Source organism: Paraburkholderia elongata (assembly GCF_013177735.1).
Classification (GTDB): Bacteria; Pseudomonadota; Gammaproteobacteria; order Burkholderiales; family Burkholderiaceae; genus Paraburkholderia; species Paraburkholderia elongata.
The window spans coordinates 1-10,632 of the sequence record NZ_WOEZ01000021.1 but is presented as its reverse complement, the minus strand read 5'-3'; the positions used below and the strand labels follow the sequence as shown (position 1 = coordinate 10,632).

Sequence of the window (10,632 nt, the reverse complement as noted above, 5' to 3'; positions counted from 1 at the left end):
AGCGTCATTGCAACGCAGCTTCCGCATCGCCCAACAGGCCGTCAACACATGGTGCGACGAAGCGAAGATTGCTGCGTAGAAAAACCTGACTCAATCGCATCCCAATCAATTCAGTCAAGGAATCTAGTTCTGCACCGTTACCGGCAAGCACCTGCTGGCTTGGAATATCCTCCATCGGCATCATGCGGCCCTGCGGATTCTTGACCGCTCGCGATGCGAACATTTCTGGATGCATATAGGTTGGGACAAGCTTTCCACCGTTTGCCAAAGTTATCATCTGCAGTGCCCTTGGCATCGCTGCTGCATGATCCCAATGTCCATGTGAAAGCACCGTCGCGCCGACCTTGCCGAGGTCGAGGACGAGCCTGACGATGTTACGTTCGAATACCCACTCGTCAGGCCCCGTATCAAACAGAAGTGAGTGCGACGTGTCGCCAATTCGGGCTGTAATCAGGCAAGACAAGCCGTGAGCGGCGCAACAAAGACATTTTCCACCAAGCCATTTCATCCCGCGCTGCCAGGCCCCGGCAACCTCTGTTTCCACATACTTTGGATTTGATGAAAGGTTATCGGTAACGTTATCGACTATGACCGTAATCTCCAGGCTGTCGATCGGCTCAATCATATCTGCCTCCTTAGTGCCGCTGTTTCCAGGTAGATTCCAAGCTCAGAAGTTTGTCGTTGCTGCTTGCTACCTAACGCTGACTACCCTTGAACTCCGAATTGATTTCGGTACGTGGCACCTCGCGTGGCGAACAGTCGCCGCGAGGGCTCTTACCTGATCAGTCCCGCAGCAAACCTTCCACCAAAAGTGCTTCCCGGACTTGCGGGCGACCAGCCACGCGTTGCTGAAACGCAGTGATAGCGGGCAGCTGCGATAAATCCAGCCCAACGTGCCTTGCCCAATTTGTTATCGTGAAAAGATAGGCGTCGGCTACCGAGAAATGCGCTCCCATCAGCCATTGCTGGGGCGTCAGGGTTCGCTCCAGTAATGCGTAATATTTGAAGAGTACTTCTTGCTTTGTGCTGCGGATCAGTTCGGGCGTCGCGGGATTGAAGAGCGGGGAGTAACTCGTGTGCACATCAGAATTTATGAAACCAAGCCATTCCTGCAGGCGGTACCGCGGCATCGTCCCATTGCGAGGAACGAGATTGCGTTCTGGCTTCAAGTCCGCGAGGAACTGCATGATTGCATGACCTTCCGTAAGAAAACTCCCGTCCTCGAGCTCGAGCACTGGCACGTTTCCCTTTGGATTGATTGTGAAAAAGTCGATTTCGCCTTGCGTGCGCTTCGACGAAATGTCCACTTTTTCGAGTTCAATTGCGATACCGGCTTCGCGTGCGACGATATGTGACGCAAGCGAGCATGCGCCCGGCGAGTAATAGAGCTTCATGTTTGATCCTGACAAGGAGTTAGAACGATTGCGCTACGATCGATCCCACCTTAATCGTCACGCGCAGCAGATGGTGACGGGCCATAGGACGCCATGAGCAGTCCGCGCCGATATAATCCGGTAACTTCCAGGTTACTAAACCACAACGGCGCGATAGTCCGCCCGCGTTGCCGGTTTCTCCAGGAAAACCGGCGGCGCAGCAACCCAATACGCTCTAGCGCTTTCTACTGGGGAGACGGCGGATTCAAAAGCTTACTCAACGGCTTCAGTGGGCCGATTGGGAGCAGCGAGAATGTCATTAAGTGCGCTTTCCCCAAGGGAAGTGCCTCAAGCATTTCATGCGCTTGACTGACGTCCGTAACGTTCAGGATGAACGCCACCCCAGCCCGGTCTTGCAGCGAATACCACTGGTCAATCTTGCCCTCGAGGTAGAGCTGCGCTGTCTCGCGAACTTCGGTCGGAAGAATGTGTTGGACAAGTTGCATGTCCGTGCCTGGCGGAAAGGTACCAATCGCCAATATCTTCGTGGTTGGCGTGGTTGGCATCGGAGTGGTTGGCATAGGAGTGGTTTGCGCCATGGAAACTCCAGCAGAAGCGACCAGCACAGAGGCTGTTGTCAAATTAAGAAGAAAGCGTTTCATGCAACACCCAGCACCGACATGTCGGCAGAGATTCCGGCCAGTTGGGCAAGATCGGCGGTGGCAGCAAGCCCACGCGGGTGAAAGTGGTCGAGGGCGCCCAGTTGCTGTGGTGTGAGCGGTTGATCCTCCGGCCCAGGGACCGTGAGTGCGATCTTCAGCTGCCCGGTCAGGCCGGTCGCGCGATAGTGTTCGCGTACGCCATCAAGTGCATCAGTCATTGCAAAATCCTCACTGCTTCGATCGAAAGATCGTTCGTTACGGCAACTCTTCAATACAAGGAGGCTGGCGCGAGGCCACACCAGGTGCCGTATGCAGCGCTGCGGCTTCTGGTCCCGTCAGGTAGCAATCGCGGAAGCGCTCATCGACGCATTCCCACATCCGTTTCGAAAACAGCAGCGCTGCGTTGAGCGGGCGATGATTGATGACCACGGAATCCGTCTCGCCCTGTTCGTTCAGATGCGCGACGACCACCGTTTCGATCGGCACGCCCTGGATCTGCGACCGATAGGATTCCATGTACAAACCGTTGCCGATCTCGCCCTTGTAGCTGTGATGCTGGAATTCGTAGAGCGAAACCGCGTGTTTGATCACGGAGAGAATATCGGCTCGTCCCTCGATCGGACGCTTCAGGACGGTGGCTTCGAGCGTCGCGCTTTCGGCGAGCCTCGCCAGCCAGAGCGGCGGACCGTCTGCGGGCGCCAGCACGGGGGCTGTGTCGTTGAATTTCATGCTGGGCGCTCCAGTTACGGTTTGCTCGTCATGCCTGCGCTAGCGGCATCGAGCGCTGCTTCGAGCGTGATGCGCGCCTTTTCGAGGCGGCGTCGCGCGAGGCGTCCAACGCCCGCGCCGCGCTCAGACTCGCCCGCCAGCAGCGCATGAATATCGGGCAGCATCCAGATCGCGCCGCGCGTCCCCCAGGCGCCATCCGGAATCTCGGTCGGGAAGACCCAGACGCGCGACGCGACGTCATCGGACGGCCGGTTCTCCGCGCGCGCCACCGCTTCCGTGACGTTTCTGACGAGCGAGCGACGCGATTCGTCGGTGTATTGCCCTTCGGGTGCAGACGGAATGATCCGGTAGCGTATCGTGTTCGTGCGTTCGCCGCCGATGTAGATCGCAGCAGGCCGATGAAGATGGAACACGGTGACTCGCTGTGCGATCGGATTGGCGGGATCGTACCCTTCCGCCTTGATGAGGATGTCAGTCAGTTCCTTGACGAGGCGCGCTTCGGCCTCGGGCGTCAAGGCGTCTTCGGGCCACAGTGCATCGATCATTGGCATGGTGCTGCTCCTGCTTTCAGGTCATTGGATGTGGCCATGATCGGGGTTTACTCGTGCTGCCGGAAGTGGCAGCATCGCCATTATTCAGGGAATTTCAGACACGCAATGGCCATCGTCCGCATCTGGGTCTATGACGGAATCCTCGCGTCCGGCGTCGCGGGCCCTGTTGACGTCTTCAGCGCGGCCAATCAGTTCCATGCGCGCAAGGCTGCACCGGGCACGACATCCGCGCCGGTGTTTGCATGGCGCGTGGAATCTCTCGACGGGCAACCCGTCACGGCTGCGTCGGACCAGACCATTCACGTCGATGGCAAGATCGACCCGCGCAAACGGGCGGACGCCGTTCTGCTGACGGCACCGTTTTTCTCGAACATCGACGAGTTCATCGGGCGCCGCGAGCAGTTGAACGCGCTGTCTTCCGCACTGCGGCGTCAACGCAAGGCAGGTGCCGTGCTGGCGGCTTATTGCACGGCCAACTACCTGCTCGCCGAGGCGGGCCTGCTGGATGGCCGCGCCGCAACGACGCACTGGGCGAGAGCCGCGGACTTCGCGCGCCGCTATCCGCGTGTCGAAGTTCGCGCACAGGAACTGCTGATCGCGCAAGACGGCATCATCTCGGGCGGTTCCGTGACGTCGTATCTGAATCTCGCGGTGCGGCTCGTCGAAACATTCGCCGGCGAAGAACTCGCCACGATGACCGCGAAGGCGCTGTTGATCGACATGAACCGGACTTCGCAGGCTTCCTTTGCAACGCTTCTCGACGAACATGGGCATACCGACACGCTCGTCGCGCGCGCCCAGCAGCAGATGGAGGCTACGTTGCAGCAGGGATTCCGGTTGAGCGATCTGGCGGCGTCGCTTGCTGTCAGCGAACGCACGCTCAATCGCCGTTTCAAGGAAGCCGTCGGGCTCGCACCGTTGACGTATCTGCAGAATCTGCGCATCGAGGTCGCGAAAAGGTTGCTGGAAACGCGGCCAATTGGGCTTGAGGCGGTGAGTCAGCGGGTCGGTTATGGCGATATCAGCACATTTCGGCAATTGTTCAAGCGCAAGACCGGGTTGTCGCCGAGTGAATATCAAATGCGGTTCTCGCGTGCCGCGGCTGAGAATATAGAAGCCGAGTCAGGCCGCAACGGCGGCTGAGGCCTCGCGAGATCATCACGCCGCAGCCCTCGTCATTTCCCTCCCTCTTTCCCCGCACTGCCCTTTTGTATCTCAACGTATCTACAACAGATAGGGATACGCACGCTTACACACAGGCGACTTTCGGACACAAGCGGGATACGTTCATCCGCTCAAATACGCCCATCGCGAGCAAAACACCGCACCGCAAAAACTGGGCTTACCGAGGTAGTGCATATGCAACACGAGTCGAACGGAACCGTTGAACTGGACCGCACCGCGGATGAACCGCTGAGCAGCCAGATCGCGCGCAATTGTCTGCTGACGCGCGCCCGGCAGATCTCCCGCGTCTTGACTTCCGTCTATGACGATGCGTTGCGTCCGTTCGGCATCGTGGCGCCGCAGTTCTCATTGCTCGTGCTGATCGCGGAGTTCGGGCCTATCAGCCGCTCAGATCTGGGCCGACGGAATCATCACGAGCGCTCGACGCTGACAAGGAATCTGCAGCCACTGATCGCGCAGGGCTGGGTTGCCGAGGGCGTCCTGGCAAGCGATGGTCGAAGCCGCCCTCTCTCGCTCACGCACGAAGGCAAGGCGCTGCTCAAAAACGCCGCGAGCGCGTGGTCGGCTGCACAGAGCCACGCGACGCGCTTCCTCGGCGAAGGCGGCGCCCATGAGCTCATGAATATCGCGCGCAAATTGCCGCTGCGCATGGTCTGAAGTTTTTCGGTCGATGTTGCATATGCAAGATTGACCAACGCCTGGTACCCCTCCCCCCTCGTCAAGGAGTTTGTCATGAAAGTCGTCAAAGCCGCCGCCGTCCAGTTCAGCCCGGTGCTCTATAGCCGTGAAGCAACCGTCGCCAAGGTCGTGCAGAAGATCCACGAACTCGGCCAGAAAGGCGTGCAGTTCGCCACCTTCCCCGAAACGGTCGTGCCTTATTACCCTTACTTTGCGGCCGTCCAGACGGGCATCGAGCTTCTGTCGGGCACCGAACATCTGCGCCTGCTCGAACAGGCTGTGACGGTGCCGTCCGCTGCTACCGACGCGATCGGCGAAGCCGCGCGAAAGGCCGGCATGGTCGTGTCCATTGGCGTCAATGAGCGCGATGGCGGCACGCTGTACAACACACAATTGCTCTTCGATGCTGACGGTACGCTGATCCAGCGCCGCCGCAAGATCACGCCGACGCATTTCGAACGCATGATCTGGGGCCAGGGAGATGGCTCGGGCTTGCGTGCAGTCGACAGCGCAGTCGGCCGCATCGGCCAGCTCGCATGCTTCGAGCACAACAACCCGCTCGCCCGCTACGCGATGATCGCCGACGGCGAGCAGATCCACTCGGCGATGTACCCGGGCTCCGCCTTTGGCGAGGGCTTTACCCAGCGCATGGAAATCAACATCCGCCAGCATGCGCTCGAATCCGGCGCGTTCGTCGTCAATGCAACGGCGTGGCTGGACGCGGACCAGCAGGCGCAAATCATGAAAGATACCGGTTGTGGAATCGGTCCGATCTCGGGCGGCTGCTTCACCACGATCGTCGCTCCTGACGGCGTGCTGATGGCCGAGCCGCTTCGCTCGGGTGAAGGCGAAGTGATCGTCGATCTCGACTTCACGCAAATCGACCGCCGCAAGATGCTGATGGACTCGGCCGGCCACTACAACCGCCCCGAATTGCTGAGTCTGATGATCGACCGTACGCCGACCGCGCATGTTCACGAACGCGCTTCGCACGCGATGATCGTCAACGACCAGGGTTCCGACGATCTGCGCACCCAGGCTGCATGACCTGCGAACTTCGAATTGCCCCCTATGGAAGGAGGATTTGCTTTGAAAGCAATGATCAGGACCGGCTGCGCGAGCATCGTCGTTGCGGCGCTGATGGCGGCCGCCTCGCCCGGCTACACGCAGACGTCCGCAACGGATGCACCCGTCGCAACGCATGCGCGCAAGCCCGCGGCCGCAAAGACCGACATTTCGGACGGTACGCTGGTGAAGTCGCTGCCCGGATTCAGAAATGGCTATGCAACCGTGAACGGCGTACGGCTGCATTATGTGGTCGGCGGCAAGGGCGAGCCGCTCGTGTTGCTGCCCGGTTGGCCCGAAACGTGGTGGACCTTCCACAAGATCATGCCGGCGCTCGCAGAGCATTACACCGTGATCGTGGTGGATCTGCGCGGCATGGGCGCGTCGTCGAAACCCGCTGATGGCTATGACAAGAAAACGATGGCCGCTGATATCCATGAACTGACGCAATCGCTTGGATACGACAAGGTTGCGATCGCGGGACACGACATCGGCTCGGCTGTGGCGTTCGCCTACGCGGAGAACTATCCGGAAGCCACCGACAAGCTGGTGATGATGGAGTTTCCGCATCCCGACGATAGCCTGCAGACTTTACCGCTTCTACCCGCCCAAGGCGCATACGGTGACAGGCTGGGTTCGGCGCGCCCGAACCTGTGGTGGTTCGCGTTCAATCAGGTCAGAGGTTTGCCGGAGCAGCTGCTGGCAGGCCGCGTCCGGCTTGAACAGGACTGGCTCTTCCACTACTTTCTTGTGAATGAGAATGCAGTCGACGCGCGCGACCGCGCCGTGTACGAGCACGCCTATGACAGCGCCGCCGCGATCCGCGCAGGCAACGCGTGGTATCAGGCCTTCCCTCAGGACGTCAGCGACAACAAGGATTATGGCCAGCTGCAAATGCCCGTTCTCGTGATGGGCGGTCCCGCATACAAGTGGATGAAAATGGTCGTCGGAGAAAAGGCGGTCAATATGAGCGCCGTCGACGTAGAAAACAGTGGACACTTTATCCAGGAGGAGCAGCCCGAGCTGGTTACGAAGACAATGCTCGGCTTTCTGCAAGGCGCCCGCGAATGATGACCCGATCGTCGCGTTGATCGACGTATGCACGCGCACATTTTCATACACAGGTGTGTATATGCAGACATAAATGAAGTGAAGTTTTTCCTTGAAAGGATGTGATATGACAACGAAACCTGCCCATGATCGGCCCATTCTCGTGACGGGTGCCGGAGGCGCAATTGGCGGCATTGGCCGCAACGTGACAACGTCATTGCTCGCGAAGGGCTATAAAGTGCGGGCGCTGGTCCGCAAAGAAGACGAACGCGCGGACGAGTTGCGCCGCCTTGGCGCCGAAGTCATGGTCGGCGACCTGACCGATCTCGCCTCGATGCACCGCGCAATCGAAGGCTGTTCGCGCGTCTATTTCGGCATGTCCGTCTCTGCGGCCTATCTCGAAGCAACCGTGAATTTTGCTGCCGTGGCGCGTCATCATGGCGTCGATGCCATCGTGAACATGTCGCAGATGACAGTCACGGAAATGAGCATCACGGAGACGACCGACAGCCCCCAGCATAAGCTGCACTGGCTTGCCGAGCAGGTTTTGCAGTGGTCGGGGCTGCCCGTCGTCACGGTACGGCCCACGGCGTTTCTCGAGAGCTTCTTCCTGACGCTTGGCGCAGCCGGCGTGCGCGACAACGACGAACTCGCACTGCCGCTCGGCAATAGCAAGACGTCGCCCATTTCAGCCGTTGACGTCGCAAATGCGGTTTCGGTGATTCTCGATGACCCGGCGCCGCATATCGGCAAGATCTATAACCTGACGGGCCTCGAATCAAATGATCTCGAACAGGCCGCGCGCGTCTTTTCGGACGCGCTCGGCCGGCCCATCCGTTACCGCAATGTGCCTGTCGCGCCTTGGTCGGACAAATTGCGCGAACTCGGCATTCCCGCTCACGTCGTCGATCATCTGGCCGTGATGGCCGACCTGCACGCTCAGGGACGATACGACCGCATGACGAACGACCTGTTCGAACTCACGGGCCGCAAACCCATGAGCATGTACGACTTCGTGAGACTGCACATCGCAGACTTCACGCGCAACGCAACACGCTGATCCAAGGCAGGAGACCGATCCCATGTCAAAAGACACGCCCCAATCCTCATCGCGCCGGCACTTTGTCGGTATGGCCGCCGCGGCGCTCGCGGCAGGCTCGCTGAGCCGGCTCGCCTTCGCGGACACGAGCCCGGCAATCGGCAAGATCACCGAACCCGCGAACGGCGACAAGACGGCGATCCGGCCATTCCGCGTTCACGTCCCCGACTCGCAGCTCGTCGACATGCGGCGCCGCATCAAGGCCACGCGCTGGCCGGATCGCGAGACGGTGCCCGACGAATCGCAGGGCATCCAGCTCGCCACCATTCAGGGGCTCGCGCAATATTGGGCAACCGGCTACGACTGGCGCAAATGCGAAGCGCGGCTGAATTCGTATCCGCAGTTCATCACTGAGATTGACGGACTCGATATCCATTTCATCCACGTGCGGTCGAAGCACGAAAACGCGATGCCGTTGATCGTGACCCACGGCTGGCCCGGCTCGGTCATCGAACAGTTCAAGATCATCGACCCGCTCGTCAATCCGACTGCGTACGGCGCGCCGGCTTCGGATGCGTTTCATCTCGTGATTCCATCATTGCCCGGTTACGGCTTTTCGGCGAGACCTACCACAACGGGCTGGGGACCGGAGCGCACCGCGCGCGCGTGGGTCACATTGATGAAACGCCTCGGCTATGAGCGCTTTGCTTCGCAGGGCGGCGATCTCGGCGGGATTGTCACGAACATCATGGCCAAACAGGCGCGCCCGAACTGATCGGCATTCATGTGAACTTCCCTGCCTCCGTTCCGGCGGAGATTCTGAAGTCGCTGGCCGCGGGCGACGCGATGCCTGCCGGCTTATCGGACGAGGAAAAGCACGCGTATGAGCAGTTGAGTGCCAACTTCAAAAAGAAGCGCGGCTACGCTTTCGAAATGGGCACGCGCCCGCAGACGCTGTACGGACTCGCCGACTCGCCCGTCGCGCTGGCTTCCTGGCTACTCGACCACGGCGACGGCTACGGCCAGCCCGCAGCGGCGTTGAGCGCAGCCGTGCTCGGTCATCCCGTCAACGGTCATTCAGCAGGCGCGCTGACGCGAGACGACATACTCGACGACATCACGCTTTACTGGCTGACCAACACCGGCATCTCGGCGGCGCGCTTCTATTGGGAGTCGCACGCGAATTTCTTCCTCGCGGCCGACGTCAACGTGCCTGCCGCTGTGAGCGCTTTTCCGGGAGAAAACTACCAGGCGCCGAAGACCTGGACCGAAAAGGCCTATCACAACCTGATTTACTTCAACAAACCCGAAACGGGCGGGCACTTCGCGGCATGGGAAGAACCGATGATCTTCGCGAACGAAGTGCGCACGGGACTAAGGCCCTTGCGCGCCTAAAGTGCGAAGCGCTCCTCGATGTAATCGTGCTAGTCGGGTCCATGCGATGTTGTTTGCATTGATCTGCTGTTTGGTTCGGCCCCGGGTCCGCTTGCGAAACACGGGTTTTCGACGAAACAGGTCGGACTGAGGCATTCGTGAAGGCGGCCCGGGCGTTTGACTTGCTTCGGGCATGCGGCGCCATCCGCCCGTCTCGTTCGACGAACACTGGCGTGCATGTCTGATATTCCTCGAAAGATGGCAATATTGCCACTCCCGCTCGTTTCTGCAAAGCCCGATAATTAGGCGACTTTCGATTTCTGGAACCCAAACATGACTGGAAACGCCTATTTCTCGACAAACCTGCTGCTTGCCTATGCAGCGTATTTCGTTGGCACCGCGAGTCCAGGGCCGAGCAACCTTGCAATTATGTCCATAGCGGCCAGTCACGGCCGGAAAGCGGCGTTGATGTTCGCACTCGGTGTCATCTCGGGCTCAATGTTTTGGGCGACGGTGGCAACGCTAGGCGTGTCGGCTGCCCTGATCGCCTATTCGCAATTCATCATTGCAGTCAAGATTTTTGGTGGTCTATATCTCCTGTGGCTAGCCTTCAAATCCGGACGCAATGCGCTTGCGACAGCAGCTGAATCCGTACTGAAGGTAGAGCGAACACCGACATTGACGGGCGTCTACGCCCGCGGAGTGATGCTCCATCTCACTAATCCAAAAGCTATCCTCGTGTGGGTTTCAATTGTTGCTCTATCGTCGAACAGCACGGGATCAGCCCATAGTGCTGTAATTGCAGGTTGTGCGGCCATCGGATGTCTGGTGTTCGGCGGTTATGCAGTATTGTTTTCAACGGACTCGGCTCGCAGGTTGTACGTGCGGACCCGTCGTGCCCTGGAAGGATGCCTGGCCGTAGTATT

12 protein-coding genes and 1 pseudogene are annotated in these 10,632 nt (G+C 59.5%); 7 read left to right on the top strand and 6 right to left on the bottom strand.

Going from position 1 to position 10,632, the window contains the following annotated elements; all coding sequences use genetic code 11:
- Positions 1–4: 4 nt before the first annotated feature.
- From GNZ13_RS04370 to GNZ13_RS04345, 6 genes are all read right to left on the bottom strand, one after another.
- On the bottom strand, positions 5–625 hold the full coding sequence (locus tag GNZ13_RS04370; RefSeq protein WP_172160819.1) for an MBL fold metallo-hydrolase: 621 nt from the start codon (positions 623–625) through the stop codon (positions 5–7).
- Positions 626–782: 157 nt separating this feature from the next.
- Positions 783–1,394 (bottom strand): glutathione transferase GstA, encoded by a 612-nt coding sequence (gene gstA / locus GNZ13_RS04365; protein ID WP_172160817.1) that lies wholly within the window; start codon positions 1,392–1,394, stop codon positions 783–785.
- A gap of 224 nt (positions 1,395–1,618) precedes the next feature.
- Positions 1,619–2,035: a hypothetical protein gene (locus GNZ13_RS04360; protein WP_236001799.1), complete on the bottom strand. Its 417-nt coding sequence runs from the start codon at positions 2,033–2,035 to the stop codon at positions 1,619–1,621.
- A complete protein-coding gene (locus GNZ13_RS04355) occupies positions 2,032–2,253 on the bottom strand; it encodes a hypothetical protein (RefSeq protein WP_236001798.1) in 222 nt (73 codons plus the stop codon). Before GNZ13_RS04355 ends, GNZ13_RS04360 begins: the two co-directional genes overlap by 4 nt.
- Positions 2,254–2,290: 37 nt before the next feature.
- Positions 2,291–2,764 (bottom strand): hypothetical protein, encoded by a 474-nt coding sequence (locus GNZ13_RS04350; protein ID WP_172160815.1) that lies wholly within the window; start codon positions 2,762–2,764, stop codon positions 2,291–2,293.
- A gap of 14 nt (positions 2,765–2,778) precedes the next feature.
- Entirely contained in the window at positions 2,779–3,315 is a 537-nt protein-coding gene (locus GNZ13_RS04345; RefSeq protein WP_172160813.1) for a tautomerase family protein, read from the bottom strand.
- A 105-nt stretch (positions 3,316–3,420) separates the two neighbouring features.
- Here GNZ13_RS04345 and GNZ13_RS04340 point away from each other — a divergent pair, with 105 nt between their 5' ends.
- From GNZ13_RS04340 to GNZ13_RS04310, 7 genes and pseudogenes are all read left to right on the top strand, one after another.
- Positions 3,421–4,458, top strand: coding sequence for a GlxA family transcriptional regulator (locus GNZ13_RS04340; RefSeq protein ID WP_172160811.1), 1,038 nt, complete (start codon positions 3,421–3,423; stop codon positions 4,456–4,458).
- Positions 4,459–4,674: 216 nt separating this feature from the next.
- Positions 4,675–5,157: a MarR family winged helix-turn-helix transcriptional regulator gene (locus GNZ13_RS04335; RefSeq protein WP_172160809.1), complete on the top strand. Its 483-nt coding sequence runs from the start codon at positions 4,675–4,677 to the stop codon at positions 5,155–5,157.
- A gap of 75 nt (positions 5,158–5,232) precedes the next feature.
- Positions 5,233–6,225, top strand: a complete 993-nt coding sequence (locus GNZ13_RS04330; protein ID WP_172160807.1) for a carbon-nitrogen hydrolase family protein — start codon at positions 5,233–5,235, stop codon at positions 6,223–6,225.
- Positions 6,226–6,276: 51 nt separating this feature from the next.
- Complete coding sequence (locus GNZ13_RS04325; protein WP_236001800.1) at positions 6,277–7,314, top strand: alpha/beta fold hydrolase; 1,038 nt, start codon at positions 6,277–6,279, stop codon at positions 7,312–7,314.
- A 106-nt stretch (positions 7,315–7,420) separates the two neighbouring features.
- Positions 7,421–8,353, top strand: coding sequence for an NmrA family NAD(P)-binding protein (locus GNZ13_RS04320; protein ID WP_172160805.1), 933 nt, complete (start codon positions 7,421–7,423; stop codon positions 8,351–8,353).
- Positions 8,354–8,375: 22 nt separating this feature from the next.
- A pseudogene (locus tag GNZ13_RS04315) lies at positions 8,376–9,727 on the top strand (alpha/beta fold hydrolase).
- Between the two features lie 312 nt (positions 9,728–10,039).
- Positions 10,040–10,632, top strand: a 593-nt coding sequence (locus GNZ13_RS04310; RefSeq protein ID WP_172160803.1) for a LysE family translocator, incomplete at its 3' end; no start/stop codon positions are given.

Coding starts and splice junctions, on each gene's coding strand:
- GNZ13_RS04370 (WP_172160819.1), bottom strand. CDS start 625: ATGATTGAGCCGATCGACAGCCTGGAGATTACGGTCATAGTCGATAAC.
- gstA (WP_172160817.1), bottom strand. CDS start 1,394: ATGAAGCTCTATTACTCGCCGGGCGCATGCTCGCTTGCGTCACATATC.
- GNZ13_RS04360 (WP_236001799.1), bottom strand. CDS start 2,035: ATGAAACGCTTTCTTCTTAATTTGACAACAGCCTCTGTGCTGGTCGCT.
- GNZ13_RS04355 (WP_236001798.1), bottom strand. CDS start 2,253: ATGACTGATGCACTTGATGGCGTACGCGAACACTATCGCGCGACCGGC.
- GNZ13_RS04350 (WP_172160815.1), bottom strand. CDS start 2,764: ATGAAATTCAACGACACAGCCCCCGTGCTGGCGCCCGCAGACGGTCCG.
- GNZ13_RS04345 (WP_172160813.1), bottom strand. CDS start 3,315: ATGCCAATGATCGATGCACTGTGGCCCGAAGACGCCTTGACGCCCGAG.
- GNZ13_RS04340 (WP_172160811.1), top strand. CDS start 3,421: ATGGCCATCGTCCGCATCTGGGTCTATGACGGAATCCTCGCGTCCGGC.
- GNZ13_RS04335 (WP_172160809.1), top strand. CDS start 4,675: ATGCAACACGAGTCGAACGGAACCGTTGAACTGGACCGCACCGCGGAT.
- GNZ13_RS04330 (WP_172160807.1), top strand. CDS start 5,233: ATGAAAGTCGTCAAAGCCGCCGCCGTCCAGTTCAGCCCGGTGCTCTAT.
- GNZ13_RS04325 (WP_236001800.1), top strand. CDS start 6,277: ATGATCAGGACCGGCTGCGCGAGCATCGTCGTTGCGGCGCTGATGGCG.
- GNZ13_RS04320 (WP_172160805.1), top strand. CDS start 7,421: ATGACAACGAAACCTGCCCATGATCGGCCCATTCTCGTGACGGGTGCC.